42 protein-coding genes and 3 pseudogenes are annotated in these 26,607 nt (G+C 47.4%); 14 read left to right on the top strand and 31 right to left on the bottom strand.

Annotated features, from left to right (window positions below):
* Genes WES_RS10730 through WES_RS10750 form a run of 5 tightly spaced genes read right to left on the bottom strand, consistent with a single transcriptional unit; the run spans nt 1 to nt 5,559 of the window.
* Nucleotides 1-1,332, bottom strand: coding sequence for a S49 family peptidase (locus tag WES_RS10730; RefSeq protein ID WP_000123221.1), 1,332 nt, complete (start codon nt 1,330-1,332; stop codon nt 1-3).
* Nucleotides 1,313-2,914: a phage portal protein gene (locus WES_RS10735; protein ID WP_001595430.1), complete on the bottom strand. Its 1,602-nt coding sequence runs from the start codon at nt 2,912-2,914 to the stop codon at nt 1,313-1,315. Before WES_RS10735 ends, WES_RS10730 begins: the two co-directional genes overlap by 20 nt.
* The gene (locus WES_RS10740; RefSeq protein ID WP_000198149.1) at nt 2,911-3,117 is read right to left on the bottom strand and encodes a phage head-tail joining protein; all 207 of its coding nucleotides are present in this window, start codon (nt 3,115-3,117) and stop codon (nt 2,911-2,913) included. The genes WES_RS10735 and WES_RS10740 overlap by 4 nt, the downstream gene beginning before the upstream one ends.
* Nucleotides 3,114-5,039, bottom strand: coding sequence for a phage terminase large subunit family protein (locus tag WES_RS10745; protein ID WP_001027298.1), 1,926 nt, complete (start codon nt 5,037-5,039; stop codon nt 3,114-3,116). Before WES_RS10745 ends, WES_RS10740 begins: the two co-directional genes overlap by 4 nt.
* Nucleotides 5,014-5,559 carry a DNA-packaging protein gene (locus WES_RS10750; RefSeq protein ID WP_000453558.1) on the bottom strand — a complete coding sequence of 182 codons (546 nt, stop codon included), beginning with the start codon at nt 5,557-5,559 and terminating at the stop codon, nt 5,014-5,016. Before WES_RS10750 ends, WES_RS10745 begins: the two co-directional genes overlap by 26 nt.
* A gap of 388 nt (nt 5,560-5,947) precedes the next feature.
* On the opposite strand from WES_RS10750, the gene WES_RS0121385 reads away from it, so the two are divergent.
* A complete protein-coding gene (locus tag WES_RS0121385; protein WP_001368374.1) occupies nt 5,948-6,181 on the top strand; it encodes a YlcI/YnfO family protein in 234 nt (77 codons plus the stop codon).
* 57 nt (nt 6,182-6,238) lie between these two features.
* Nucleotides 6,239-6,649 carry a DUF1398 domain-containing protein gene (locus WES_RS10755; RefSeq protein ID WP_001571459.1) on the top strand — a complete coding sequence of 137 codons (411 nt, stop codon included), beginning with the start codon at nt 6,239-6,241 and terminating at the stop codon, nt 6,647-6,649.
* Between the two features lie 151 nt (nt 6,650-6,800).
* On the opposite strand, the gene WES_RS10760 is transcribed toward WES_RS10755, so the two are convergent.
* From WES_RS10760 to essD, 9 genes are all read right to left on the bottom strand, one after another.
* Nucleotides 6,801-6,974, bottom strand: coding sequence for a GnsA/GnsB family addiction module toxin (locus tag WES_RS10760; protein ID WP_001019606.1), 174 nt, complete (start codon nt 6,972-6,974; stop codon nt 6,801-6,803).
* Nucleotides 6,975-7,145: 171 nt separating this feature from the next.
* Nucleotides 7,146-7,376: a protein YnfN gene (gene ynfN / locus WES_RS0121380; RefSeq protein ID WP_000720962.1), complete on the bottom strand. Its 231-nt coding sequence runs from the start codon at nt 7,374-7,376 to the stop codon at nt 7,146-7,148.
* A gap of 4 nt (nt 7,377-7,380) precedes the next feature.
* Nucleotides 7,381-7,446, bottom strand: coding sequence for a small protein YnfR (gene ynfR / locus WES_RS24035; RefSeq protein WP_120795388.1), 66 nt, complete (start codon nt 7,444-7,446; stop codon nt 7,381-7,383).
* A 2-nt stretch (nt 7,447-7,448) separates the two neighbouring features.
* Nucleotides 7,449-7,637 (bottom strand): cold shock small protein YmcF, encoded by a 189-nt coding sequence (locus WES_RS22645; RefSeq protein WP_071524604.1) that lies wholly within the window; start codon nt 7,635-7,637, stop codon nt 7,449-7,451.
* 10 nt (nt 7,638-7,647) lie between these two features.
* Nucleotides 7,648-7,860: a cold shock protein CspI gene (cspI, locus tag WES_RS10765; RefSeq protein ID WP_000066495.1), complete on the bottom strand. Its 213-nt coding sequence runs from the start codon at nt 7,858-7,860 to the stop codon at nt 7,648-7,650.
* Nucleotides 7,861-8,222: 362 nt separating this feature from the next.
* Nucleotides 8,223-8,720 (bottom strand): DUF2514 domain-containing protein, encoded by a 498-nt coding sequence (locus tag WES_RS10770; protein WP_001071769.1) that lies wholly within the window; start codon nt 8,718-8,720, stop codon nt 8,223-8,225.
* Complete coding sequence (locus tag WES_RS10775; RefSeq protein ID WP_001092971.1) at nt 8,717-9,250, bottom strand: lysozyme; 534 nt, start codon at nt 9,248-9,250, stop codon at nt 8,717-8,719. The genes WES_RS10770 and WES_RS10775 overlap by 4 nt, the downstream gene beginning before the upstream one ends.
* Nucleotides 9,247-9,558, bottom strand: coding sequence for a DUF1327 domain-containing protein (locus WES_RS10780; protein ID WP_016158234.1), 312 nt, complete (start codon nt 9,556-9,558; stop codon nt 9,247-9,249). Before WES_RS10780 ends, WES_RS10775 begins: the two co-directional genes overlap by 4 nt.
* A gap of 4 nt (nt 9,559-9,562) precedes the next feature.
* A complete protein-coding gene (gene essD, locus WES_RS10785) occupies nt 9,563-9,778 on the bottom strand; it encodes a phage lysis protein EssD (protein WP_000839590.1) in 216 nt (71 codons plus the stop codon).
* Nucleotides 9,779-9,997: 219 nt separating this feature from the next.
* Between essD and ynfU the strand changes: the two genes are divergently transcribed.
* Entirely contained in the window at nt 9,998-10,168 is a 171-nt protein-coding gene (gene ynfU / locus WES_RS24370; protein WP_211180497.1) for a putative zinc-binding protein YnfU, read from the top strand.
* A 363-nt stretch (nt 10,169-10,531) separates the two neighbouring features.
* Here ynfU and cspB read toward each other — a convergent pair whose 3' ends face one another.
* Nucleotides 10,532-10,747 (bottom strand): cold shock-like protein CspB, encoded by a 216-nt coding sequence (cspB, locus tag WES_RS10790; protein ID WP_000066484.1) that lies wholly within the window; start codon nt 10,745-10,747, stop codon nt 10,532-10,534.
* A 300-nt stretch (nt 10,748-11,047) separates the two neighbouring features.
* Here cspB and cspF point away from each other — a divergent pair, with 300 nt between their 5' ends.
* Entirely contained in the window at nt 11,048-11,260 is a 213-nt protein-coding gene (gene cspF, locus WES_RS10795; protein WP_000087756.1) for a cold shock-like protein CspF, read from the top strand.
* A gap of 54 nt (nt 11,261-11,314) precedes the next feature.
* Nucleotides 11,315-11,404, top strand: coding sequence for a hypothetical protein (locus WES_RS24030; protein WP_120795389.1), 90 nt, complete (start codon nt 11,315-11,317; stop codon nt 11,402-11,404).
* 277 nt (nt 11,405-11,681) lie between these two features.
* On the opposite strand, the gene WES_RS10800 is transcribed toward WES_RS24030, so the two are convergent.
* The 7 genes from WES_RS10800 to relB form a co-directional block, all read right to left on the bottom strand.
* Nucleotides 11,682-12,434, bottom strand: coding sequence for an antitermination protein Q (locus WES_RS10800; protein WP_001047135.1), 753 nt, complete (start codon nt 12,432-12,434; stop codon nt 11,682-11,684).
* Nucleotides 12,435-12,447: 13 nt separating this feature from the next.
* Nucleotides 12,448-13,497: a DUF968 domain-containing protein gene (locus tag WES_RS10805; protein ID WP_001265198.1), complete on the bottom strand. Its 1,050-nt coding sequence runs from the start codon at nt 13,495-13,497 to the stop codon at nt 12,448-12,450.
* A 1-nt stretch (nt 13,498) separates the two neighbouring features.
* Nucleotides 13,499-13,777, bottom strand: coding sequence for a hypothetical protein (locus WES_RS0121375; protein WP_012304870.1), 279 nt, complete (start codon nt 13,775-13,777; stop codon nt 13,499-13,501).
* A 66-nt stretch (nt 13,778-13,843) separates the two neighbouring features.
* The gene (gene rem / locus WES_RS10810; protein ID WP_000980994.1) at nt 13,844-14,095 is read right to left on the bottom strand and encodes a protein Rem; all 252 of its coding nucleotides are present in this window, start codon (nt 14,093-14,095) and stop codon (nt 13,844-13,846) included.
* Nucleotides 14,096-14,311: 216 nt separating this feature from the next.
* The gene (gene hokD / locus WES_RS10815) at nt 14,312-14,467 is read right to left on the bottom strand and encodes a type I toxin-antitoxin system toxin HokD (protein WP_000813254.1); all 156 of its coding nucleotides are present in this window, start codon (nt 14,465-14,467) and stop codon (nt 14,312-14,314) included.
* Nucleotides 14,468-14,538: 71 nt separating this feature from the next.
* The gene (gene relE, locus WES_RS10820; protein WP_000323025.1) at nt 14,539-14,826 is read right to left on the bottom strand and encodes a type II toxin-antitoxin system mRNA interferase RelE; all 288 of its coding nucleotides are present in this window, start codon (nt 14,824-14,826) and stop codon (nt 14,539-14,541) included.
* The gene (gene relB / locus WES_RS10825) at nt 14,826-15,065 is read right to left on the bottom strand and encodes a type II toxin-antitoxin system antitoxin RelB (protein ID WP_000534858.1); all 240 of its coding nucleotides are present in this window, start codon (nt 15,063-15,065) and stop codon (nt 14,826-14,828) included. The genes relE and relB overlap by 1 nt, the downstream gene beginning before the upstream one ends.
* A gap of 24 nt (nt 15,066-15,089) precedes the next feature.
* On the opposite strand from relB, the gene ydfV reads away from it, so the two are divergent.
* A complete protein-coding gene (gene ydfV / locus WES_RS22640) occupies nt 15,090-15,395 on the top strand; it encodes a protein YdfV (protein ID WP_071598992.1) in 306 nt (101 codons plus the stop codon).
* 202 nt (nt 15,396-15,597) lie between these two features.
* The gene (locus tag WES_RS10830) at nt 15,598-15,930 is read left to right on the top strand and encodes a FlxA-like family protein (RefSeq protein WP_001301033.1); all 333 of its coding nucleotides are present in this window, start codon (nt 15,598-15,600) and stop codon (nt 15,928-15,930) included.
* A gap of 436 nt (nt 15,931-16,366) precedes the next feature.
* Here the strand turns inward: WES_RS10830 and WES_RS24505 are convergent, their stop codons facing one another.
* The 9 genes and pseudogenes from WES_RS24505 to dicC form a co-directional block, all read right to left on the bottom strand.
* Complete coding sequence (locus WES_RS24505) at nt 16,367-16,516, bottom strand: protein YdfW (protein WP_011443592.1); 150 nt, start codon at nt 16,514-16,516, stop codon at nt 16,367-16,369.
* 120 nt (nt 16,517-16,636) lie between these two features.
* Nucleotides 16,637-17,659 (bottom strand): annotated as a pseudogene (locus WES_RS10835) (ISNCY family transposase); the annotation flags it as partial.
* A gap of 655 nt (nt 17,660-18,314) precedes the next feature.
* Nucleotides 18,315-18,736 (bottom strand): annotated as a pseudogene (locus WES_RS24365) (hypothetical protein).
* 165 nt (nt 18,737-18,901) lie between these two features.
* Nucleotides 18,902-19,084: pseudogene (locus WES_RS24660) on the bottom strand (hypothetical protein).
* Between the two features lie 262 nt (nt 19,085-19,346).
* On the bottom strand, nt 19,347-19,703 hold the full coding sequence (locus tag WES_RS10850; RefSeq protein WP_001310834.1) for a class I SAM-dependent methyltransferase: 357 nt from the start codon (nt 19,701-19,703) through the stop codon (nt 19,347-19,349).
* Nucleotides 19,700-20,122: a DUF977 family protein gene (locus WES_RS10855; RefSeq protein ID WP_001151262.1), complete on the bottom strand. Its 423-nt coding sequence runs from the start codon at nt 20,120-20,122 to the stop codon at nt 19,700-19,702. The genes WES_RS10850 and WES_RS10855 overlap by 4 nt, the downstream gene beginning before the upstream one ends.
* A 40-nt stretch (nt 20,123-20,162) precedes the next feature.
* Nucleotides 20,163-21,128, bottom strand: coding sequence for a hypothetical protein (locus WES_RS10860; RefSeq protein ID WP_000054512.1), 966 nt, complete (start codon nt 21,126-21,128; stop codon nt 20,163-20,165).
* Entirely contained in the window at nt 21,109-21,630 is a 522-nt protein-coding gene (locus WES_RS10865) for a toxin YdaT family protein (protein ID WP_000705358.1), read from the bottom strand. The genes WES_RS10860 and WES_RS10865 overlap by 20 nt, the downstream gene beginning before the upstream one ends.
* A complete protein-coding gene (gene dicC / locus WES_RS10870; RefSeq protein WP_000920568.1) occupies nt 21,614-21,844 on the bottom strand; it encodes a dicB transcriptional regulator DicC in 231 nt (76 codons plus the stop codon). Before dicC ends, WES_RS10865 begins: the two co-directional genes overlap by 17 nt.
* An 83-nt stretch (nt 21,845-21,927) precedes the next feature.
* On the opposite strand from dicC, the gene dicA reads away from it, so the two are divergent.
* The 7 genes from dicA (at nt 21,928) to WES_RS10900 (ending at nt 26,543) form a co-directional block, all read left to right on the top strand.
* Nucleotides 21,928-22,335, top strand: coding sequence for a DNA-binding transcriptional dual regulator DicA (dicA, locus tag WES_RS10875; RefSeq protein ID WP_000448564.1), 408 nt, complete (start codon nt 21,928-21,930; stop codon nt 22,333-22,335).
* 166 nt (nt 22,336-22,501) lie between these two features.
* Complete coding sequence (locus WES_RS10880; RefSeq protein WP_000379575.1) at nt 22,502-22,657, top strand: DUF1391 family protein; 156 nt, start codon at nt 22,502-22,504, stop codon at nt 22,655-22,657.
* A gap of 1 nt (nt 22,658) precedes the next feature.
* Nucleotides 22,659-22,787 (top strand): protein YdfB, encoded by a 129-nt coding sequence (ydfB, locus tag WES_RS24500; RefSeq protein WP_000344964.1) that lies wholly within the window; start codon nt 22,659-22,661, stop codon nt 22,785-22,787.
* Between the two features lie 29 nt (nt 22,788-22,816).
* Entirely contained in the window at nt 22,817-23,035 is a 219-nt protein-coding gene (ydfC, locus tag WES_RS10885; protein WP_001171942.1) for a protein YdfC, read from the top strand.
* A 567-nt stretch (nt 23,036-23,602) separates the two neighbouring features.
* A complete protein-coding gene (dicB, locus tag WES_RS10890; protein WP_000854559.1) occupies nt 23,603-23,791 on the top strand; it encodes a cell division inhibition protein DicB in 189 nt (62 codons plus the stop codon).
* Nucleotides 23,788-23,979 carry a lysis protein YdfD gene (ydfD, locus tag WES_RS10895; protein ID WP_001083297.1) on the top strand — a complete coding sequence of 64 codons (192 nt, stop codon included), beginning with the start codon at nt 23,788-23,790 and terminating at the stop codon, nt 23,977-23,979. Before dicB ends, ydfD begins: the two co-directional genes overlap by 4 nt.
* 92 nt (nt 23,980-24,071) lie before the next feature.
* Nucleotides 24,072-26,543, top strand: a complete 2,472-nt coding sequence (locus tag WES_RS10900) for a 3'-5' exonuclease (RefSeq protein WP_000048342.1) — start codon at nt 24,072-24,074, stop codon at nt 26,541-26,543.
* Nucleotides 26,544-26,607: the final 64 nt, after the last annotated feature.

The following is a 26,607-nucleotide window of genomic DNA, read 5'->3' as shown; positions in this document are numbered from 1 at the left end:
TTATACCGGTAAAGCTTCAGGTGTATTAAGTAATTCTTTATTGGTATCAGATGCCAGGTTACCTGCAGCCAGCGGTGCCGGTGCACCCTGCATCAGACGATCCAGCGCAGTGTCACTGCGCGCCTGTGCACTCTGTGGTGCTGCAGCCAGAATGCGGCGGGCCGTTTCCACGGTCATTCCGGGGGTTTCTGCCAGAACGCGCGCCTGTTCTTCGCGTCCGTGAGCCTCCTCACAGTTGAGGATCCCCATAATGCGGCTGTTTTCTGCCGCAACCGCTGCGGTGATCTGCGCGTTCACGTCCGGCTGCGCCGCGCTGGCGTTTTCGCCCTCCGTCGCTGGCACCACGTCAGTAACGTCAGCCTGCGAAGCAGTGGCTGAAACAGTTGTTGATTGAGTCTCTTTGGTCATTCGCCCTCCTGAGAGACGGGATTTACGCGCATCCAGTGCATCACGCATGACGGTGATCGCATCGGTGCTGTTAACAAGTTCATCAGCCAGTCCGGCATCAATGGCCTCCTGACCGCTGTACACTGCAGCCTCGGTATCCAGCACAGCCTGCACAGACAGGCCGGTATATGCCGACACCTTCTGCGCAAACATCTGGCGGGTTGCGTCCATCCGGGACTGCAGTGTCTCCCGGACGTCATCCGGAAGATGGCTGTAGGGATTGCCATCCACCTTATGGCTGCCGCTGTAAATCAGCGTGATTTCCACACCCTGTTTCTCCAGGGCAGCACCGTAATTACTGTGAGCCATCATGACGCCGATGGAGCCTGTCCGGGCGGTCTGCGTGACCAGGCGCCGGGAGGCGGCACTGGCAAGCAGCTGACCTGCACTGCAGTTCATGTCGTTGGCCAGCGCCCATACCGGTTTTATGTCACGCACACGGGCGATGATGTCAGCGCAGTCAAATGCCCCCGCCACCATTCCGCCTGGCGTGTCCATATCGAGCAGAATGCCGTCCACCATCGGGTCGCTGGCAGCCTGTTGCAGACGGGCGATAATGCCGTTGTAACCGGTCATCCCCGAGTACGGCTGCAGCGCCCGCGTCCGGCTGACCAGCGTGCCGGACACCGGCAGCACGGCGATGCCGTTCATGACCTGATAACTGCAGGCCTGTCGTGGTCCGTCATCATCACCGGATAATGCCAGCGTCGCGAGTGCCTCCTGGGCAGTCAGGCTGTCGGCGGACACCGCATCCGTCAGGCGGCTGATCCCAAGCTGGCCTGCAAGCGCACAAAAGAAAACCCGCGCATAGGCGGGTTCAAGCATCAGCGGCTCATTAAAGGCCATGCTGGCAATATGCGGGAGATTACGCAGCTCTGCTGTCACTCTTCTCCTCCTCTGTTGATTGTCGCAGTCCGGATTCAAATGTCGCTGCCGCCCAGGCGGGCGGTTTAAGACCGGCTGCGCGGCGCTCCATCGTTTCACGGACCTGCTGGGCAAAAATTTCCTGATAGTCGTCACCGCGTTTCGCGCACTCTTTCTCGTAGGTGCTCAGTCCGGCTTCTATCAGCATCACCGCTTCCTGAACTTCTTTCAGACCATCGATGGCCATACGACCGGAGCCTATCCAGTCGCAGTTCCCCCAGGCACTGCGGGCTTCCTGAAAGCTGAAGCGCGCTTTTGAAGGTAACGTCACCACGCGGCGAACGATGGCCTCTTCCAGCCAGCACAGAAACATCTGGCTCGCCTGACGGGATGCGACGAATTTTCGCCGCCCCATAAAGTACGCCCACGACTCGTTCGCACTGGCCCGTGCCGTGGAGTAGCTCATCTGGGCGTAATTCCGGGAAAGCTGCTCATACGAGACACCCAGCCCGGCAGCGATATACCGCAACAGTGACTGCTCAAACACGGAGTAGCCGTTATCCGTGTCCTGAGCCGTCTGCAGGTTCAGTGAGTCCCCCGGCATCAGGTGCGGCACTTTTGCGCCTCCCAGACGGACCGGTGCTGCGGCGTAATACGCGGCAATTTCACCAATCCAGCCGGTCAGCTTGTCCCGCTGCTCCTGACTGTTCGCGCCCAGAATAAAATCCATCGCTGACTGCGTATCCAGCTCACTCTCAATGGTGGCGGCATACATCGCCTTCACAATGGCGCTCTGCAGCTGCGTGTTCTGCAGCGTGTCGAGCATCTTCATCTGCTCCATCACGCTGTAAAACACATTTGCACCGCGGGTCTGCCCGTCCTCCACGGGTTCAAAAACGTGAATGAACGAGGCGCGCCCGCCGGGTAACTCACGGGGTATCCATGTCCATTTCTGCGGCATCCAGCCAGGATAGCCGTCCTCGCTGACGTAATATCCCAGCGCCGCACCGCTGTCATTAATCTGCACACCGGCACGGCAGTTCCGGCTGTCGCCGGTATTGTTCGGGTTGCTGATGCGCTTCGGGCTGACCATCCGGAACTGTGTCCGGAAAAGCCGCGACGGACTGGTATCCCAGGTGGCCTGAACGAACAGTTCACCGTTAAAGGCGTGCATGGCCACACCTTCCCGAATCATCATGGTAAACGTGCGTTTTCGCTCAACGTCAATGCAGCAACAGTCATCTTCGGCAAACTCTTTCCATGCCGCTTCAACCTCGCGGGAAAAGGCACGGGCGTCTTCCTCCCCGATGCCCAGATAGCGCCAGCTTGGGCGATGACTGAGCCGGAAAAAAGACCCGACGATATGATCCTGATGCAGCTGGATGGCGTTGGCGGCATAGCCGTTATTGCGTACCAGATCGTCTGCACGGGCATTGCCACGGGTAAAATTGGGCAGCAGGGCTGCATCCACACTTTCACCCGGTGGGTTCCACGCCCGCAACTGCCCACCAAATCCGCTGCCACCGCCGTGATAACCGGCATATTCACGCAGCGATGTCATGCCGTCCGGCCCCAGAAGGGTGGGAATGGTGGACGTTTTCATACATAAAATCCTGCAGGTCCCCTGCGTCGCTGTGTCATGCCGGTCTGCACTTCCAGCTCCGCAATGTATTTTTTCAGGTCAGACACGGAAGTGGCCGTAAACTCCACTCTCCGTCCGTCTTTCTGTACCGTTGCCACCCGTTTTCCTGTCATCAGGTCATGCAGTGCCGCACGGGCAGCGGCAAGTTCTTCCTGTCGCGTCATTCATCCTCTCCGGATAAGGCACGGGCGTAATCTGCCAGTGTTTTCTTGTTGGTTGCTGCACCATCCTCTTCCTGCAGGCTCGCCAGCAGTGCACTGAGATCCAGCTGCCAGCGCGAAATACTGATGCGCAGCGCCGCCAGCGCATAAACGAAGCAGTCGAGTGCCTCATTGCGTCGCTTTTTGCTGTCCCACAGTATTTTTTTCCTGCCATCCACCCATTTTTCGACCTGCTCTTCAGCAGTCAGCTGCTGCGCTTCGGTCAGATCAAAAATATCCGGGTTATTCGGGAAGTGAACGGCACCGGGAAGCGGTTCATCCCCTTCCGGCGTCAGTGTGAAGCGGTTATAAATCTGCTCTTTCGCGGTATCCGTACCGATTTCGGTAAGGTAAACCCCGTTTTTGTTTCGCTTACGTGGCATGCTGGCCACCGGCTTTCCGTAGACGGATGCCCCTTTAATGGGGATCACCCGGAACAGCCCATGCTTTTTCGAGCGTTCATACACAATAGTCGGGTCAATCCCGCCAGTATCCCAGCAGATACGGGATACCGACATTTCTGCACCATTCCGGCGGGTATAGGTTTTATTGATGGCCTCATCCACACGCTGCAGCGTCTGTTCATCGTCGTGGCGGCCCATAATAATCTGCCGGTCAATCAGCCAGCTTTCCTCACCCGGCCCCCATCCCCATACGCGCATTTCGTAGCGATCCAGCTGGGAGTCGATACCGGCGGTCAGGTAAGCCACACGGTCAGGAACGGGCGCTGAATAATGCTCTTTCCGCTCTGCCATCACTTCAGCATCCGGACGTTCACCGATTTTCGCTTCCCACGTCTCACCGAGCGTGGTGTTCACGAAGGTTTTACGTTTTCCCGTATCCCCTTTCGTCTTCATCCAGTCTTTGACAATCTGCACCCAGGTGGTGAACGGGCTGTACGCCGTCCAGATGTGAAAGGTCACACTGTCAGGTGGCTCAATCTCTTCACCGGATGACGAAAACCAGAGAATGCCATCACGGGTCCAGATCCCGGTCTTTTCGCAGATATAACGGGCATCAGTGAAGTCCAGCTCCTGCTGGCGGATGACGCAGGCATTATGTTCGCAGAGATAAAACACGCTGGAGGGATCATCCGGCGTCCATTTGAGGCCAAACGGCGTCTCTTTATCGCCAAATTTAAGGTACTGCTCCTCCCCGCAGTGCGGGCAGGCAACATGAAAACGCATAAAATGCGGGGATTCACTGGCTGCACGCTCAATCTGACAGGTGCCTCTCACTTTGGGCGTGGAGCCACGGATGGACTTTGGCCAGACCGAGCCTTCAATACGCTTGTCACCCAGGAACGTCGGAGAGCCTTCCTGTTCAATATCATCATCAAAAGCAGCAAGTTCATCATAACCCGCCACATCCACCGACTTTTCACGGTAGTTTTTTGCCGCTTTACCGCCCAGGCACCAGAAGCCACGCCCATTGGTGAAACGCTTCATGGTGAGCGTGTTATCCCGGTGCTTTTTGCCATACCACGGGGCCAGCGCCAGCAGCGACGGAATATCACGAATAGTCGGCTCAACGTGGGTTTTCATAAAGTTCTCGGCATCACCATCCGTCGGCAACCAGATAAGGGTGTTGCGCTGCTTATGCTCTATGAAGTAGGCATAAACACCCAGCAGCATTTTGGAATAACCAACACGGGCAGACTTCACCACATTCACCTCGCGGATGTAGTCACTGCCCATCGCATTCATGATGGCCCGCTGAAAGGGCAGTGTTTCCCAGCGCCCTTCCTGGTATGCGGATTCTTTCGGGAGATAGTAATTGGCATCCGCCCATTCAACGGCGGTCTGTGGCTCCGGCCTGAACAGTGAGCGAAGCCCGGCGCGGACAAAATGCCGCAGCCTGTTAACCTGACTGTTCGATATATTCACTCAGCAACCCCGGTATCAGTTCATCCAGCGCGGCTGCTTTGTTCATGGCTTTGATGATATCCCGTTTCAGGAAATCAACATGTCGGTTTTCCAGTTCCGGAAAACGCCGCTGCACCGACAGGGGGATCCCGTCGAGAATACTGGCAATTTCACCTGCGATCCGCGACAGCACGAAAGTACAGAATGCGGTTTCCACCACTTCAGCGGAGTCTCTGGCATTTTTCAGCTCCTGTGCGTCGGCCTGCGCACGCGTAAGTCGATGGCGTTCGTACTCAATAGTCCCTGGCTGGAGATCTGTCTCGCTGGCCTGCCGTAATTCTTCAACTTCCCGGCGCAGCTTTTCGTTCTCAATTTCAGCATCCCTTTCGGCATACCATTTTATGGCGGCGGCAGAGTCATAAAGCACCTCATTACCCTTGCCACCCCCCCGCAGAACGGGCATTCCCTGCTCCTGCCAGTTCTGAATGGTACGGATACTCGCGCCGAAAATGTCAGCCAGCTGCTTTTTGTTGACTTCCATTGTTCATTCCACGGCCAAAAACAGAGAAAGGAAACGACAGAGGCCCAAAAGTTCGTTTTCAGCACCTGTCGTTTCCTTTCTTTTCAGGGGGTATTTTAAATAAAAACATTAAGTTACGACGAAGAAGAACGGAAACGCCTTAAACCGGAAAATTTTCATAAATAGCGAAAACCCGCGAGGTCGCCGCCCCGTAACCTGTCGGATCACCGGAAAGGACCCGTAAAGTGATAATGATTATCATCTACATATCACAACGTGCGTGGAGGCCATCAAACCACGTCAAATAATCAATTATGACGCAGGTATCGTATTAATTGATCTGCATCAACTTAACGTAAAAACAACTTCAGACAATACAAATCAGCGACACTGAATACGGGGCAACCTCATGTCAACGAAGAACAGAACCCGCAGAACAACAACCCGCAACATCCGCTTTCCTAACCAAATGATTGAACAAATTAACATCGCTCTTGAGCAAAAAGGGTCCGGGAATTTCTCAGCCTGGGTCATTGAAGCCTGCCGCCGGAGACTGTGCTCAGAAAAAAGAGTTTCTTCTGAAGCAAACAAAGAAAAGAGTGACATTACTGAATTGCTCAGAAAACAGGTCAGACCAGATTGAAGCAATTTAGATAATCGTGCAGACTACGCCCCCTCATATCACATGGAAGGTTTATCTATGGATCAGGTAGTCATTTTTAAACAAATATTTGATAAAGTTCGAAACGATTTAAACTATCAATGGTTTTATTCTGAGCTAAAACGTCACAATGTCTCACATTACATTTACTATTTAGCCACAGAGAATGTTCATATTGTATTAAAAAATGATAATACAGTGTTATTAAAGGGCCTAAAAAACATTGTGTCTGTCAAATTTTCAAAGGATAGGCATCTTATAGAAACGACCTCTAATAAGCTGAAATCCAGAGAGATCACATTTCAGGAATACAGAAGAAACCTTGCTAAAGCAGGAGTTTTTCGGTGGGTTACAAATATCCACGAACAAAAAAGATATTACTATACCTTTGATAATTCATTACTATTTACTGAAAGCATCCAGAAAACTACACAGATCTTACCACTCTAAACCATAACGTCCGGCTTCTCTCACTCCTGAGCCGGACTGCATTGGTTTAATAAAAACCATCAACAATTGTGATTTAGATATTCGGAACCATTCAAATATAACAAAACCCCGTAAAAACGAGGTTTATGGATAAATTTTATTATTGAATACATCAGATTAAATTAATCTTGACATCATAGCTTTCAAGACCCGTCATTTTTTCCCGTGCGGTAAACTGAATACTGGTAACTTCTTTCCCGGTCTTTTTCTTAAGTTCAATAATTTTTTTTGTTATATATTCAGAAATATCTGCTTCTGCTTTTGTTTTTAAGTTTTCAATATTCATCATTTCCTCTTTTAGTCTGTTATGACTTTCCAGTTACACAGTAAGTCGATTATATGGTGCAAACGTGTAAAAGATAAGATGAAACATCGCAATAATCAACATACGATAGTCTAAATTTTACACAAACAGACAAAGAGAATTTTCCTGAATTATCAATGCAATAGCATCAAATCAACTCAAGAGCCTTATTGCTGCTTCCAGAATTTCTTCTGAAGTAACATGTCGATCCGCGGCTACATAAATGACTTTATGATCTCCGGTCAGAGATGGAAACCCTGCGGCCATTACAGTAAGGTGTGTTTTTTCGCCATTTGGATATTCACGCATGATGGTGTTAACTCCAGTCATCGCTGGCACTACCACTGCTGGTTCAGAGTTAAAAAAAACTATGATTTTTTTCATGATGTTACCGTAGTATGTGAGTATCCATCGAATAGACACCAAGCAAAAAAGCTCCCGAAGGAGCCTTCATTTTCACTTTTTTAAATCCAACGACAGACGGCTGGCATTTAAGTATTGTGAAATATTATCAAATGTAATCATCATTGATTTACAAAAGATACATTTTGCCCCGAAAGGATTCATGTCAGAAACATCAAAAGATGATGTTCTATACTGGGAACCATGACAACACGGGCATCTAAAGTGAATATGGTTTGTAATATTGTCTACCTCAAAGCGCCACTACATGAACAGCGGCAGGACCTTTAGGTCCGTTCTCAATACCAAATTCAACTTCCTGATTCTCAGTTAATGTTTTGAAATCGTTGCTCTGAATTGCTGAGAAATGGACAAACACATCTTTGCTGCCATCTTTCGGCGTGATGAAACCAAAACCTTTTTCAGGGTTAAACCATTTCACTAAACCAGTCATTTTGTTAGACATAATTATTACCTTTTGAAGAAATTAGCCCTTGGGCAGAATGGTCCGAAAAAAAATATCAGAGAGAAAAACCAACAAGGAAATCTCAAGAGGTACAAATAATAAAGTTATAACAATGACTGCTTCAGATAAATTTGTAACAAACCAGAACACCATTAACGCATGATTAACCACCCATAGCAAGGATTACTTTTGTAAAGAAAAACACAGCAATGAAAGAATAGTTTTATTTATTAATAAAACGTGTCATTCTGATTAAGACCTTTTATCTTACCCTTAAGATTTCAGGAATTTTGGCTCATGGAAGAGTCCTTTTTATTTAAATTTTACATTCCGCGATGTAAATGTTCCGATTTAATATTACCCTACATTTGATGCTTTTTATCTCTTAAAGATTCATAGATCTGTTGACAAGTCACTCCTGCGATGTAGCGTTCGTCAGCAATTTCAGCATAAAGCTGAGCTTCTGCTGCAATATCTCCGAGCATGTTGGTGAGCATTCCTTCGGCGGTTTTGGTTGTTTTGCCTCTGACGGCAGCGGCAAGATCTGCGGTATGCTTCGCTGCGTCAAGGCGTATGGCATATTTTTTTGCTTCGGCACGCAACTGGTTAACACTATCAGACAGATAAGCAGCCCTGGCAGAAATTTCAGCAGATTTCTGTTGCGCATCTTTAACAGCCTCATCACGGGCTATAGTTCGCCCCTGTTCAATTATTCGAGCAGCAAATTGAGCATTTACCTCTTGTGATAATGCGGCAGCATCACGTTCCGCCCATTTTTTTTGCCATCCTCGGTCGCTCCAGACATTTCCGACGATAAATCCTGACAACACGAGAAAAATCACCATGAATATCTGATTCACTGTTCTATCCCCCAGCAGGTTAATGCGCTCTCCTGGTCACGACGAATAACCTGACCGTAACAGTTATTTGAACGAATGCGGCAATCGCGTCCGCCATCCTTAATCCACCAGCGAATCGCTTCGCATGCACCTTTACGATCACCAGCATTCAGCCGCTTATAAAACGTCGACGGGAAACACTTACCGGGGCCAATGTTATAGGGACAAAATGACGCGATACCCGCTTTTTGTGGTTCGGTCAGTGGTACTTTAATATTGCGCTCCACCCATGCCAGCGCCTTATCACGCTCAATGGCGTTGACCTGGTCGCATTTTTCCTTCGACAGTTTCATATTGGGAAAAACGGTTTTTCCATCCACCACTGTGGCACCCCGACAGATGGTCCATATGCCAGAACCATCGCGGTATGCCATTGTGTGGTTACCTTCTTTTTCGTCCAGAAACTGGTCAAGTATCTGAGGAGCAGATGCGCCAGCACCAATCAGCGCCAGAACGGCAGCCGACAGGCCGTATCTGATTTTTGTGTTCATAGATATTTATGATGAGGACGCTCGTGCTTATTGGCAGGATTTTCAATCTTAAAGGAGTACTGATGCTGCAGATAAGACTCAACTTTTTCTGACAATTTTTCTGCTACTTCCAGGAAGACTTGCCGGACGTTCCTTCTGGCTGCTGCCTCATAAAACTCCAGCGCAGCTCCTTCAACACGGTCCATGGCGACATCCAGGTCAAAAATTTCACCGTCAAAGCGTTCTTTGTCCTGTAAGGCTACAGTTACCGTAACTTTATTCTCAAAATTACGGACTCCTTTCACAACCAGTTCATAGTCTTGAGTCATTGGATTACTCTCCTCTCGCAGCCTTACGCCTGTCTTCTTTAATCTTGAAATAAAGATTTGTCAGATACGTCAGCAGGCCAAAAACCAGGCTACCCAGCACACCGATTGCAGCCCACTGTGACGGAGTTACTTTATCGAGTAACTGCAATGCCCAGAAACCAGCATTACCCGCCGATGTGCCATAGGCAACACCTGTTGTTAACTTATCCATTGATTTCATATCCTCACCCCGATGTACACGGATGGTGCAATATGTTTGAAAAGATCGGAGTCTACGGGGTAGTTTTGACAGCACACGTTGTTCTCAACGGCGCTAAAAAAACATACACATTAAAAATGTGGGTAATTATTTTGAAAGAAAGTCATATATAAAATAATAATACGAGAAATGTTTTCATATTTAGTGTACTGTATACGGCCATTTATACAGGAAAAGCCTATGTCAGAACGTAAAAACTCAAAATCACGCCGTAATTATCTCGTTAAATGTTCCTGCCCAAACTGCACCCAAGAGTCAGAACACAGTTTTTCAAGAGTACAAAAAGGTGCCCTTTTGATCTGCCCTCATTGCAACAAAGTATTCCAGACAAATCTTAAAGCTGTAGCCTGATTGATTTTATTAGTAACAAGTATTTTTTATATTTTAATAATATATTTAAAGCAGATAATAAAAAACCCGCCTGAGCGGGTTTGAGATTGTGGTGCTTTTTGTGGGAGTCATCCACTTACGCACTTTGTTTTGCCATGCCAGCAGTTAGCTTCTGCTGTAAAACTATTCATGCAGCAAACCTGCACTTCACCACAATGGTTAGCATACTTTTCCTGATTAAGATTTTGCCAAATATGCTAGCCATTGTTTCATGTATTGGACCTCCTTACTTTTTATTAAAGAGATCCAATATTCACTACTCTGTCCGTATCTCTACTCAGGCATCAGCCTTCTTCGTTATCGTATACAGACGAGCGATGAATTTTAATCAGTAATGATGACATTTGCTGCTGCAGGACCTTTAGCACCACTCTCTATAGAGAAGGTAACCTTTTGACCTTCAAATAAGGTTCGATAATTATCATTCTGAATCGCAGAAAAATGCACAAACACATCTTTACTACCATCAACAGGAGAAATAAAGCCGAAACCTTTATCAGCGTTAAACCATTTTACTAAACCAGTCATTTTATTTGACATTCTACATTCCTTAACTTGAGCCTTTCGGCATAAATGGTTTGCATAACAGAAACGACTTCGTACTTAATTGGAGAGACTCAAAGAAGGAATAAGTGAATAACACCTGAAATGAGAACTGCTTTAGTAAACTACTTCGTATATCGTCTGTTCTTCAAACCGACGCAATCATTAACGCATAGTTGAACATATGAAGCAATGTTTATTTTAGACATCCAGCCATCTTCAACCCCATCAAAAAACTATAGCTTTCTTCAGGAACGTGTGTATAGTGCGCCAAGTTATCAGTATTAAGGAATTTTTTTGTCCCGTAAAATGACAGGAATTGTCAAAACCTTTGACGGCAAAAGCGGCAAGGGTCTTATCACCCCATCCGATGGTCGTATCGATGTCCAGCTTCATGTTTCAGCGCTCAATCTCCGCGATGCAGAAGAAATTACCACCGGATTACGCGTGGAATTTTGCCGGATAAATGGTCTGCGTGGCCCTTCAGCTGCCAATGTTTACCTTTCATGAGCTATATTAAAGCTTTAATTTCAGGCCCCATCGGATCACACATGGAGAGTTTTTATGAATAACCCCGTCTGTCTTGATGACTGGTTGATTGGCTTTAAAAGCTTATGCTGTACTTTGGCCGTAATAGCTCTGCTAATAATATAATAAGCAGACTCATTGTGTTTAGGGACATTGTACTGGAAGAAAACATTTTAAACATCAGGCAAATAACCAAGTCACCAGCTAAATAATAAGTTAACAGACATGAGTCCCGGGATGAGATTCAACATTACCATTGCCCCATTTAAAGCACAAAACCCGCTCATCAGCGGGTTTTCTACTTTTTCTTAACGTCGGGTATACAAAGCCCATCGTTGAAAAAATTTTATCCATATTTTTTGAAAAATGCAAACATCATGTCGCCATCTTCAGCAAAAATCATTTATCTCGTCACCTTCCTCAATTGCGCTTCCGCGTATGCTTCTTCCTGCCAGCACTTTGTTACCAGTTTACCAATGACGTCCGCATACCCCTTATACCACTGATAATCGGTCAGGTCTGGTACCAGCTTCTGGACATGACGTCGTGCCAGCGTGGTCGGTAAACGACTAAACCGGTTTCCATTACAACGCCCACAAATCTTATATACCGGTACGCCATGAAACCGGGTTCTTTTTTCATCCAGAACAATCCCTTTACCCTTACACCCTCTGCACGCTGTGCTGGCTTCGCCCTTACCATGGCAATGCTGACATAGTTCCTTCACCCATTCTTCCTTGATTACAGATTCCCCGCGTCTGTAGTGTTTCACCACTTCGCGCAATACATTATAAAATCCCGTACCTGAACAATGCTCACAGCGAGCCTTACTTGCCGCAGACCTGGAGTAATCAGCAAAGGCAAAACTCACGAGGTAAGGAATAATCTGTAACCGGATTTCTTCACTCAATTTGTTCAATGTCGGGTTATCCAGTGCCATCGCGTAATTTAGCAGGCCTTCAATCGCAAACTGAGGGTCCTGAACACCAACTTTTGCCAGAAATAAGGCCAACCCAAGTGGTGCTTTCGACTGCACCATCCCCTGCGCTGCCATTACATCCGTAATTGTTAAACAACCGGTGCCTGTCGCTGGAGCGTCATCGCTCAATTTTGGAGATTTTGGGGAGTAATATTTTGGTAAGGCTTCAAGGTTCATGCTCGTTCTCCACTTACGCCAGTACGCCAATTGCCAGCGCGCGATCGATAAAACGAAATATCAGCTCCAGTTGGGAGCCATACTTATCTTCAAATGCCACTGTATCCGTATGCAGCTCGTTGTGATGCTTTCTGCACAAAGGCAACACAAAGAGATCATGTGCTTTTGTTCCCATTCCGCCCTGCCCGTGACCAATCAGATGATGCGGATCGTCGGCTGGCATACCGCAGCAAGCACACGGCTGTGTCTTAACCCAACGTGTGTATTTCTCCTTAACCCAGCGGCGACGTTTAGGCAGCTTCATGAAAGATTCCGGAGACTCTGGATCAACGGTGATGCTTACCACCGTCTTTTCCTGTGGTGATTTTTGTTGCTGGTGGGCGTAAGGCAACGGTGCAAGATTTTTTGTGCGTTGTTTCAATATGCTGGTGGCGGTCTGCTCTCCCGGTACGATGTCGCTTTCGCGGTACACCGAGCAGATTTTTTCCGCTGGTAATCCCAGCGAACGACGCGATACAGCCTCAGGTAGTGCATCCACCACCTGATTGCAGACCGCCCACCAGGATAATTCAGCCAAAGATAATTCCCGCTCCTGCGTACCGCTTATTGCGTGACGGATGACGTCAATCACCCATGCTGTCAGATTTTGTTGAGCAAGCAGCTCCAGTGATTCCGATGTCTGGTCACGCAGTTGGTTGTCGCAGTGCCAGCACAACACCATTGCGCCGGTACCATAACGGTGAATGACTGTTTCAGTGTGATGGTAATCGCCATTAGGCCACTGGCAGGATGTAACATGACGTAATAGCCAGTCGGACAATGCGCCAACGCCGCCAGCAGCACGAATCACCCGTTCGTTACTAAAAAACGGCAGCAATGTTTTGTCTTCCGCCAGCGGCTGGCGAACGGCAGGAACGACTCCGGATGGCAGATTACGCATGCTTTTTGGTTCCGGTTCCACCAGCACTCGAGGATTATGAAATATCTGTATGGATTCACGGCCCGGCTTAAGGACCACCAGCCCAAGCTCAGGCACCAGAACAGGTCTAAGTAATACCCGCACGTTACCTCCAGATCCGTTGCTGGAAAGTGCGGGACGCACGTGGTGGGCGTTCGGAATAAGGCAGCCTGACAGAGATTATCCAGTGCCGATAGTCGAGACTGAGAGCTTTCTTAACCTCGAACCCGCGCCTGCGGTAAGAATGAATCAGCCATTCGGCCTGTTCTGCAGTGCATGGAGGGTGCTGGAACCATTCAGACTTGAATGCGTGAGAATACCGCCCGTGCGTGCAGGCAAGAACGGGCGAATTATCAGAATTGTAATATTTTGCGTTGCGTGCCATCGGTTTTCTCCGGTGGCACGGTGTTACTCAGCGGGAGTTCAGCCCCGCGCAAGATTGTAGATGAGTTTATTCTCCTGAAAAAGCAGAAAAGCCAGCTTTTATTCCGATCTCTTTCAATGCCTGTAATGAAGTGACAAACTCACCTTCGCGCAAGATAAATCCGTCCGTGACCCGAGCATCCACAAAATTAATTAACGCAGCCCCATTCTTTCGCAAACACATAATGCGGTAATGACTAACAAGATTTCCATTTTCAACGCACACAGCATAGAGGCCATCTTCACAAAAAATTTTACGCAGTTCTTCGATGTTCATCATCAGAATCCTTCCGGATAATTAGCTCTCCCCTTTAAGGGACCATCCCTCTTATCCCTGCGCGCTACTTAAGTATTTTTGATTCTATTCCGGCACCGTCCAGAACTTCAAACGCGTTGAAAATAAAAACAAAAACCCGCCGAAGCGGGTTAAGTGCGGGTGCGTTGAGGATGCCTGCCACATCAGAGGTGGCGAGGGATTTCTCCCCCGCCGGGTCTCTTACTCCTCAGGTTCGTAAGCTGTGAAGACAGCGACCTCCGTCTGGCCGGTTCGGATTCGTACCTCGCAGAGGTCTTTCCTCGTTACCAGTGCCGTCACTATGACGGTTAAACAGATGACGATCAGGGCGATTAACATCGCCTTTTGCTGCTTCATAGCCTGCTTCTCCTGTCAACGCAAAGCAGAAGTGTCACCTTCGGTGCGAAACAGAGATGTCATGCTTTGGTTCAGAGAATGCGTTTGACCGCCTCGCTATATACTTCCGAGCGTTCTCTTTTCCCAACAGAAATCACGAAAACGACAACTTTCTCGTCTATAACCTGGTATACAAGGCGATAGCCTGAAGACCGGAGCTTAATCTTGTAACAATCAGGCATACCACGGAGCTTGTTTGCTTCAATCCGGGGTGACTCAAGTACTTCAACCAGCTTCTTTTTCAACTGTTCACGTACCGTCGAGCCCAGCTTTCGCCATTCCTTTAGTGCCCGCTCGTCAAAATCCAGAAAATACGCCATCAGAGTTCATCCAGCGTCACACGTACTGGCTTAGGATTACGAAGCCGTTCTTTCACTATCTCCACAAGTTCAGCATCTTCATCACTCAGGAGTGTCTGTTTGAACGGCAAGCGTTCATTGTCAGCGATATACTCGAGCATGAGACGAAGCGCTTCAGAAGGAGTTACACCCATTTTTTCAAGCGCGGCGTAAGAACGCGCTTTAAGTTCATCGTCAATACGCAGGTTAATGCTACCCATGTCTTACACCTCTTGTAATTACAAATGTCATTACAAGTATCGCACTACAACATGCTTAGGGCAAGTCACGAAGGAAGTCAGAAAGTAGTCGTAAGAACGGTGATCACTGTCCGCTTTGTGCCAGGAGCAGCCATTGCTAAGTCCATCCTGTATTGTGCAGGTCAGCTCGTTTTTAAAGAGTCCGGCCATCATCTTACTGGTACAGACACCATATACTTTGTGACGGTCAGGCTACATATGCACAACTCAACTTATTCATCTATTTTTTGCTTTAGCATGTCAGTGTTGCTTTCTCGTCGGCGGGTGAGCGGTGACCTGAACTGTCGATAAAGGAACGTAACACGTTTTATGCAACACCCGCATGCGGCAGAAAATTATTGCCGAACGTTTACCCCTGTCAACAAGCTTTACTTTCTGAGGCGCGCCAGCCCGCGAGGAAAACAATCTGAACATCAAACAATTAATGACACAAGAAATACGATTAAAGATTTTTTTGTGCATGCCGATAGTGCTTTTTTAAAAGGAGAAATCTATGTCTGTCACAATTCAGGGAAATACCTCAACCGTTATTTCAAACAACTCCGCCCCGGAAGGAACATCAGAAATAGCCAAAATCACAAGACAAATTCAGGTGCTGACTGAAAAGCTTGGGAAAATCTCATCGGAAGAGGGGATGACGACACAGCAGAAAAAAGAAATGGCTGCATTGGTACAGAAGCAAATTGAAAGCCTCTGGGCTCAACTGGAGCAGTTGTTAAGGCAGCAGGCAGAGAAAAAGAATGAAGACGCGACAGTTCAGCCTGATAAAAAAGAAGAGAAAAAAGACGATACAAATACCGCTGGCACCATTGATATTTACGTCTAAGTGACAGCCGTATTGTGGCCCTCATCGGGCCACTTTTCGCCATCAGCCTTTTCTTTAAAGACATATTATCTTTGTATCATTTCTGATAGTTAACATTACAAGATATAAGTAATGGACGCACTCCCAATTAGTCTATTTAAATCGCCACGAGTTTAACTGACAACCCATGATCAATTATGAATTGCAACTATTTCTGTAGTCACTTTTGTGGGGACAGTCCACAAAACTGCCAACTTCCGCTTCTTGCTCTTAGCGGACATTAGCATAGGCTATTTACCATAACGCCTCATTACGCGCACCGCCCAGACTGACTCAGCGCGTTTCTGGCATATCCCCGGTAAAACAAGTAACAAACCACCCGAAAATGAACACCAGAAACGCGACTTAAGAATCTACCCTATGAATGGATATGCACTCAACCGAATCGATCTTGGTTTCAATCTTTTTTATCGGGATCAGGCTTCTTTTTAGGTAACTTCGGGGGCTTAACTTGCTGATGACTTTGCGTTCGGCGCGTAAGCCAGGGATGGTCAGCTTTAGGTTTAACATAGTATTTTGAGCGTAAATCAATACGGGCATTATCCACTCGTTCATGGACACTCTTTTCATCATCCAGTGGTATAGGCTCCGGGCCATCAACATACTTTTCCCAGCCCAGCGTTTTCCCGTCATACAGAACGTTAATTTCACCGTCAAAGTTCTCGCATACAGTAACAACCGAATGCCTAAGTCGATATCCCCGGCCCTCACTGCGTACCTGAAACGCACTGCTTTTGTACTGGAAAGTGAGATTTTTAGACAGAACGCGCTTCGCCTGTAGGCTGAAGATATAACCCAGTTCCTCTTCAGAATGGTGCACATCAAGATGAGCATTATCAGTAGTACGAGGCGACGTAGCGAACCGGTTGTTATAGGCTTCAATAAAGGTCGGCAACCATGCATTTGCTGTTTCAATATCACTGATATTCTGAAGCCGCATTTCTTTGACCAGCCTGTCCTGTAGTGTCTGATTGGCGCGCTCTACCCGCCCTTTTGCCTGCGGGCTGTTGGCATGGATTGGCTCGATGCCCAGTGTCTTTATCGCACGAGTGAACTGGGTCAGCTCACCTTCCCGCTCTGGGTTATTTACCCTGAATATACTGTGTCTATCAGAGTAGAGAGCGAGCGGTACGCCATGATCATTAAGGTAACCCCGGAGGGTTTCCATGTAAGCCCGGGTTGTTTCAGCAGGCACAAAACGCAACGCCATCAACGCACTGGTGGCATCATCAATGAAAACGATCAGTGTACATCTGGGGCCTCGATTTTCAAACCAGTCATGAGGTGAGCCATCAATCTGGATCAGTTCACCGTAAGATGGTCGTCGCATGCGGCGTTGATATATACGGGCAATTTTACGACGGCGTTCACGCCATAACCCCTCTTCTATCATCCACTTTCTGAGAGTTTCAACGGATAAAGATAAACCGTGTATCTCGCGCAATTTTTCGCACGCAAACGTAGGTCCAAAATCAGCGTAACGGCCTTTGAGGAGTGAAATTACTGTTGCTCTGAATTCAGTAGAAAAGGAATTATTAGGACGCTTTCCACGTCGGTGGGAAACCAGACCAGAAGGCCCTTCATTTCTATACCGTTGCACCAGACGTTTAACCTGCCGAATAGAAATGCCAATGCGTGCCGCAGCTTGTTCCTGAATAATCTGAAGTCGGTGGAGTTCCTTATGACTCATCGTAACAGTCTCTTTGATCATGAAAAATCCCCCAGAGAATTGTCTGGGGACATTTTAGAATGGTTCAAAGGGGACATTACAGCTTGGTGTTAACAATAGCCTGCTTCTCCGTGCCTTTCGGCACGTAAGAGGCTAACCTACATGTGTCTAGCATGAAATTGGCCTCAGATTAATGTTAAGCGTCTTGCAGGACGCGTAATGTTAACTGGGGCTTTTCTCTATCTGCCGTTGGTGTCCATGCCCGAGGCAGATAGCCTCAAGCACCCGCAGTCATTCTACTTAACTAAGATTTCCCCGCAAACCGTTTTTGTCCAGCACAGTAAATATCCAACTAAACCAATGGAGTTCGCTGTATTTACCGCCAGTATTCAATGCACATGACCGCCATGAACACCCCTAAAAAAAGGGCATTTATATATCCAAATATTAATATCAAAACATCAACTTTTTCCATATACCTTGCTGTGAAGATGATGGGCATACATGATGCGAACAACCAGAACGCAACAAACAAAAACTGCAATGCGTTTTTCATTATTCCTCCTACAATCAATGTGCAATTACATTTAAACACACCTCAATTTGGCCGGACATATAAATATCTAAACCAGAAAAAATCACTTACATAGCGTTACAAACTCTTTAGTCTAAAGGTTCATCGTAAAACATTCCCCATACTTATCAGTCCGTTCCGCGCCAGGTAGCTCATTGCCTTATCTGGCAACCTGTAATCAGGTTTCCGCTTTTTCAGTTGGCTGGTCGTTTAACCGACATAGTTAATCCATTAATCTAGTTGCCGGATGTTGGTGGATTTTCGCGTTTTAGTTGTTCATAAAAGTGCACAGCTTTAACCAGTTCTTCTGATGTAACTGGGACTGGTGAGGCAGTGAATAAGGCCTGAATTTGATAGTTCGGCCTGTCGTTACAATCCTCTTTTTTCGGTACATATTTCCAGTCACCAGACCACTACTTCCCCTGAAAGTCCGTAACGCCTTTTTTCACGTAGCGATATCGCCATGCCACTGGTTTTGCTTGCCCCGCCGTTTCATGCCCTTCCTGATAATTAATCTCGCTCATTCATCGCCCCACTCATCACAATATGCTTCGACCGGAGTTTTTCCCGCTTCATAGTCATCACGCTAGGATTCGACATCAGCAGCACTTCCACCGCGTAACTCACCATAGTCCATTAATAGTTCATCCCGCTCTTCAAAACTGATGTTATATTTAGCTGAACAAAAATCAGCCACTTTGTTCTTCCTCATCGTCTTTTATTTCGTGGTATGAGTAATTGCAGTAGTTAAAGAAAATTTCTTATGCTCCGTCATGAATTTCCTCAGGTGTTGCGTCATCGTCCACTTCGAATACATCCTCAAAATCTCCACCAGCTATTCCCGTTTCAATAATAATTTTGAACTTTCGCATTTCACTACCGCCCTTTCGGGCGGCCTCCTGATGTTCTGAGGGTGCAGAAATCCATCCGGTTAAGGATTAAATTTTATTTACAGAACTGAATTTAATTATTCAGATATACGTATCTGTAGCCTTACGAATCTACTCACTGGATGCCTCTTTCATAAAAATAATCCAGTGGGTTTTATCGTTTTTTCCCTGTTCGTTGACAGATAACAGGTTTTCTGTCTGTCAGTGCCAGAATCTGGCTTACCGGTATTTGCGTTTCATTCCATTAAAAAATCAGAACGCCGTGCGGCCTCAACACCCGAAAGGCTTCTTTAAATCTCTGTCGCGAATCATCACGCCAGGCATCTTTATTCAGCCGTCCATATTTCTTTCCCATCCAGGCGTTATCACCAACACTCTCAAGATGCGGAGGGTCTAATACAACCATCGAAAAAGATGCGTCTGCAAATGATAATGCACGAAAATCTGCGATAATGTCAGGGCTGATAATCAAGCGTCTCCCATTGCGTAATGTGTATCCTTCTTTTCTGATATCGCTGAATATCGCCCGTTCGTCAGACTTATCGAACCAGAACATGCGGCTGCCACAGCACATATCAAGAATGGTTGCCGGTGCACTCACTGCGCCACGTCCTGAAAATTACCCTGATAGAAAGCCAGTATGCGCTGCATAACTTCGCTCTTCCGGCACTCGCGACAGATTATGTTTAGGCGACTGTCGTAGCGACGTATTTCTCCGTCAGGTGATGACCAGATAAGGTCCGGATCAACCACAGCAGGTTTCTTCACCTTTGCCCTCGAGAGTTTTTTGCGGGCGTTTTGCCAGTCCTTACGCGCCTGTTCAGAGGGGAATAACCCGTAGCCGGAGTTGTATACATCGCCACTGGCTACCAGCTCTCTGGCAAGAACGCTCATCAGATATCTAGTCGCACCTGTTTTAGCTTCCAGTTGCCGTAACGTCTCACGGCCGCTCTGGCGCACGAGTTCCACCACCTGCCATTTAATTTTTTCCCGCTCTTCTTGTGTAAAAACTTTTGCCACAAGTCCCCCTTAAAATTACCTCATGACCTGAAATCAACACTTATCCTCTGAAACCAGGCGGAATTTCTGTATCCGGTTCAGAAATATGATTAACACAACGCTGTACAGGTGAACGTCCCAGGCGGATGACCAGTTCGTCCCATTTTTCGCGGAGCTTTGACGGGCTCATGATGTTTTTTACCCAGAATGGATCTCGCTGAACCCGACCAAACATTTCGCAAATTTGTCTGTGGCTTCTGCCATCCAGCATCCGCATTGTGCGCACGTCATTGGCCCAGGCAGTCCAGTTAGGCTCTTTTGGTCGCATGATCTCGCCATCATCACTGGCTGCCTGTTCGTAGAGACCCACGATCCGCCCCCAGATCCACTGCGCACACGCCAAATCCTCCCTGCTACCCCACTGGCGTTTTTTCGCACTAAACACAACCGCGTCGGAGTTCCGGGTTAAAAAATCCTGTTCAGTCGTCTGCGGGTCCGGTTGCGAAGCTTCCGGACGAAAAGTGTTTTTATTCTCTGTAGTAATCTCTGTTGTATTCTCTGTAAGATCATCAGGCCATTTTGACCCGATGACATTGGGTCGTTTTGAACCAATGGAGCGTTTCATTTTGACCTCTTCCATCGTGTCATTTTGACCTGATGGAGCGGCGCATTTTGAACCGATGGATTCGCTCAATTTGCCACCATCTAAAAGCTCGCTCCCATAGTTGATCGTGTAGAAATTGGTCATATCGCGCTTTGATTTATTGAGCTTTTCACAACGCAAAAGCCCCAGCGTTTTCAGACTTGCAAACGCGCGCTTTAACGTTGACTCTGACCAGAATGGGAACTGTTCCAGCCATTGTTCCGTTGTGTTATAAATCCAGCGAACACCATCACATTCCATGCCGGAGTTGGTATCTCTCAACCAGTAGTGCAGTTGTTGCAAAACAATGGCTTCGTTTAAGCCAATTTTCATTGCCAGCTGCGTGTTTATAACCAGTGGGCGTTCAGCAAAAAGAAGGCTCATAATTCCATCCAGCTTTTTGTTGGTATTGCTGTCGATACGCAAGTTTGAAAGCAATTGCTTTTTCTATAAGTTCGTCAGTTTCACGATCCACTACGGCAGGATCAGCAAAAAGCAGTCCGGACTCCACCACATCGCCATATTCTTTGTTTAACCCGGCGATCATGCACGTGATGCTTTTTCCGTCAGTAATTTCACGATACAACCTGAAATCATTAATCCGGATAGCCTCCATAATTGCAGGCACTAGCGCCGTGAACTTTTCACGCTTATCCCTGGTGTCGATAGCCTTCCAGCGTTCAAATATCTTCACTCGATTAACGCCAAGCGCTCGCTGATCAATCGCGCCACCTTCATATGTGACACGCTGAACATCGATGTTCGGGCGCTCTTTCAAAGCCCAGAATGCTTCAGTGATTAATATCGTCGCCTGCTCCTGTGTCATTCCTGGTCGACATATCCAGGCATCCAGAGCCTCACGAGCCTGTTCAGGAGTGATTTTCATTGTTCAACCGCCCCGCCCGCTTCGTCTTACGATATTCATCATAAACTTTGGGATCATACTGAAGCTCCCCGCCAGATGCCTCCTGTAGACGCATCGCGCGACCTTCGGGAACTAAATCCCCTTTCCAGCTATAAAGCGAAGCCAAACGAATACCTGCTGCTTGTGCAAGTTTTGTTTTTGAACCGAAATACAAAAGAGCGTCAGTTTTAAGCATTTAAAACACCTTTATTGTTAGCCATAACTAACAAGATAGATGTTAACAAAAACATAGTCAATACGATTTAGCATTAGCTAACTATGGAAACAAAAAATTTAACTATCGGCGAACGCATCAGGTATCGTCGGAAAAACCTCAAACACACCCAAAGGTCTCTTGCTAAAGCCCTGAAAATCTCCCATGTGTCTGTATCACAATGGGAACGGGGTGATAGTGAACCTACAGGGAAGAACCTTTTTGCCCTCAGCAAAGTATTGCAATGCTCACCAACATGGATTCTATTTGGCGATGAAGACAAGCAACCAACACCACCTGTTGAGAAGCCAGTTGCCTTATCCCCCAAAGAACTAGAGCTCCTTGAGCTGTTTAATGCACTGCCAGAATCAGAACAGGATACCCAGCTCGCCGAAATGCGAGCTCGAGTAAAAAACTTCAATAAACTCTTTGAAGAATTACTAAAAGCCCGTCAGCGGACAAATAAAAGATAACATCATCAATGAGTTATCTTTTACCACATCAATTATGTTAGCTATAGCATACAAAATCACTTGACCGATATGTTAGTCATGGCTAATCTTGTTTGCATCAACACACCGCACGGTGTTCTCAGCAAACAGTTCCGCTACCCCAGCGTTAAGGGGAAATGAGGTCAGCATGGATACTATCGATCTTGGCAACAACGAATCTCTGGTGTACGGCGTGTTTCCAAACCAGGACGGCACGTTCACCGCAATGACGTATACCAAAAGCAAAACGTTTAAAACCGAAAATGGTGCCCGTCGCTGGCTGGAAAGAAACTCAGGTGAGTGATATGGATTTCGACACAATCATGGAAAAGGCTTACGAAGAATACTTCGAAGGCCTTGCCGAAGGCGAAGAAGCTCTCAGCTTCAGTGAGTTTAAACAGGCGCTTTCCAGTTCGGCAAAATCTAACGGCTGATAAGCGAAACAGCACCGCGAGGAATCAGTATGCAGAAACGAGAACCCGTCATCATCGCGCCAGACTATACCGATGATGAACTTTATGAGTGGATGCGCCAGAAAATTAATGCAGCGCAGGATCTGAAATGGGCTAATGAAGCCAGGGCTAAGCAGGCTGAAAATCTGTCCGCTCTGGAGCAGGATATCACCAATCTGGAAAAAGCAGCGGCATTAAGCATTGCCAGAATGATTACATACCCGCGTTAGTAGCTAATCAACAAAGCTAAGGTTAGTAATTAAGGAGTTCTCCACGGGTGAGGTGGAGTGCGTGCGCCGGACACGGGTGCGCATCCGGAACTGACAGTTTACTGAAAGGATATTTCCCTGAAAAGTCAGACCATAACGCGAAAGCGCACGGCGAGGTAGCTGGTTCATAGATAGCCTGTCGTTAAATTTTCGTCGACCGTGCGCTTCCGGTTGTGGCAACCCGCGAAATGGCGCGGCGGTAAGTATGGCGGGGTTATTCCTTCCCCGTTGAGGACACCGGGTTGTCAGGTTGACCATACGCTTAAGTGACAACCCCGCTGCAACGCCCTCTGTTATCAATTTTCTGGTGACGTTTGGCGGTATCAGTTTTACTCCGTGACTGCTCTGCCGCCCTTTTTAAAGTGAATTTTGTGATGTGGTGAATGCGGCTGAGCGCACGCGGAACAGTTAAAACCAAAAACAGTGTTATGGGTGGATTCTCTGTATCCGGCGTTAATTGTTAACTGGTTAACGTCACCTGGAGGCACCAGGCACTGCATCACAAAATTCATTGTTGAGGACGCGATAATGAAAACGTTATTACCAAACGTTAATACGTCTGAAGGTTGTTTTGAAATTGGTGTCACTATCAGTAACCCAGTATTTACTGAAGATGCCATTAACAAGAGAAAACAAGAACGGGAGCTATTAAATAAAATATGCATTGTTTCAATGCTGGCTCGTTTACGTCTGATGCCAAAAGGATGTGCACAATGAATTCAGCATTTGTGCTTGTTCTGACAGTTTTTCTTGTTTCCGGAGAGCCAGTTGATATTGCAGTCAGTGTTCACAGGACAATGCAGGAGTGTATGACTGCAGCAACCGAACAGAAAATTCCCGGTAACTGTTACCCGGTCGATAAAGTTATTCACCAGGATAATATCGAAATCCCGGCAGGTCTTTAAAACAGTTCCGTAATAAATATCCGGTTTCATTCTTATATGCCAGCAATGGCAGGGATTTGTTCATCCTTAAATCTGTCATGAGGTTAAAACAAATGAGTAAAGTCTTTATTTGCGCCGCTATTCCTGACGAACTGGCAACAAGGGAAGAAGGCGCTGTGGCTGTAGCCACAGCCATTGAAGCTGGCGACGAACGCCGTGCTCGAGCAAAATTTCACTGGCAATTCCTGGAACATTATCCGGCTGCTCAGGACTGCGCTTATAAATTTATTGTCTGCGAGGATAAACCTGGCATACCCCGCCCTGCCCTCGATTCATGGGATGCTGAATATATGCAGGAAAACCGCTGGGATGAGGAGTCTGCTTCTTTTGTCCCGGTTGAGACTGAATCCGATCCGATGAACGTCACTTTTGACAAGCTGGCCCCTGAAGTACAGAACGCTGTCATGGTTAAGTTCGACACATGTGAAAACATCACCGTTGATATGGTTATTAGCGCACAGGAATTGTTGCAGGAAGACATGGCAACATTCGACGGACATATCGTTGAAGCGTTGATGAAAATGCCAGAAGTTAACGCCATGTATCCGGAGCTTAAGTTGCACGCCATTGGGTGGGTTAAGCATAAATGTATTCCTGGTGCTAAATGGCCCGAAATTCAGGCAGAGATGCGCATCTGGAAAAAACGTCGCGAAGGTGAACGCAAGGAAACCGGAAAATACACGTCTGTTGTTGATCTCGCCCGCGCCAGAGCCAATCAACAGTACACTGAAAATTCAACAGGAAAAATCAGCCCGGTCATTGCTGCCATTCATCGCGAATACAAGCAGACATGGAAAACACTGGATGACGAACTGGCCTACGCTCTCTGGCCTAGTGATGTGGATGCCGGAAACATTGACGGCAGCATCCATCGCTGGGCAAAAAAAGAAGTTATCGACAACGACCGCGAAGACTGGAAGCGTATCTCGGCATCAATGCGCAAACAGCCTGATGCCCTTCGCTACGACCGCCAAACTATTTTTGGCCTTGTCCGTGAGCGTCCGATCGACATTCACAAAGATCCCGTAGCACTGAACAAATATATCTGCGAATACCTGACGACAAAGGGCGTGTTTGAGAATGAAGAAACAGACCTGGGCACTGTTGATGTTCTCCAGTCATCAGAAACACAAACTGATGCAGTGGAAACTGAGGTATCTGATATCCCAAAAAATGAAACCGCGCCGGAAGCTGAACCATCTGTAGAGCGTGAGGGGCCGTTCTATTTCCTCTTCGCAGATAAGGACGGAGAAAAATACGGTCGCGCAAACAAACTCTCTGGTCTGGATAAGGCACTGGCTGCTGGCGCCACTGAAATCACAAAAGAAGAATATTTTGCCCGAAAAAATGGCACATACACGGGCTTACCGCAAAATGTAGATACCGCTGAAGATTCAGAACAACCAGAGCCGATAAAAGTTACCGCTGACGAAGTAAACAAAATTATGCAGGCAGCCAATATCAGCCAGCCTGACGCCGATAAGTTGCTTGCTGCATCACGTGGTGAATTTGTTGAAGGGATTAGTGACCCGAATGATCCGAAATGGGTTAAGGGGCTCCAGACCCGCGATTCTGTGAACCAGAACCAGCATGAATCGGAACGGAACTACCAAAAAGCGGAACAAAACAGTCCAAATGCGTTACAAAACGAGCCAGAAACGAAACAGCCTGAACCAGTAGCGCAACAGGAAGTGGAAAAAGTCTGCACCGCCTGCGGTCAGACCGGCGGCGGCAACTGCCCTGATTGTGGCGCGGTGATGGGCGACGCAACATACCAAGAAACATTCGATGAAGAGTATCAGGTTGAAGTTCAGGAAGATGATCCGGAGGAAATGGAAGGCGCTGAACATCCACACAAGGAGAACACTGGCGGCAATCAGCATCACAATAGCGATAATGAAACTGGCGAGACGGCAGATCACCCAATTAAGGTGAACGGTCATCACGAAATCACATCCACCAGCAGGACGTGTGACCATCTAATGATCGACCTTGAAACCATGGGAAAAAATCCTGATGCCCCGATCATCTCAATAGGTGCAATATTTTTCGATCCGCAAACCGGAGATATGGGACCGGAATTTAGTAAGACTATCGATCTGGAAACTGCTGGCGGAGTCATTGATCGGGACACCATTAAATGGTGGCTTAAGCAATCACGCGAAGCGCAATCTGCCATTATGACCGATGAAATCCCGTTAGATGATGCACTGTTACAATTGCGAGAATTTATCGACGAAAACTCCGGTGAATTTTTTGTTCAGGTTTGGGGAAATGGAGCCAACTTCGACAACACGATTTTGCGCCGTTCATACGAACGGCAGGGGATCCCCTGCCCGTGGCGTTACTACAACGATCGCGATGTACGCACAATCGTTGAGCTGGGGAAAGCCATAGACTTCGATGCCAGAACGGCTATTCCATTCGAAGGTGAGCGCCATAATGCACTTGATGACGCCCGTTACCAGGCAAAATACGTTTCAGTTATCTGGCAAAAACTGATCCCGAGTCAGGCTGATTCTTAATGTTCAACTGTCGCCGGTTGTGACTGGTATTCTGCAACCGGCGCTCGTCTGATGTAAGAGATAA

The organism is Escherichia sp. KTE31 (genome assembly GCF_000407925.1).
Classification (GTDB): Bacteria; Pseudomonadota; Gammaproteobacteria; order Enterobacterales; family Enterobacteriaceae; genus Escherichia; species Escherichia ruysiae.
Note: the sequence above shows the minus strand (reverse complement) of the source record. Positions and strands in the feature narration are given on the sequence as shown.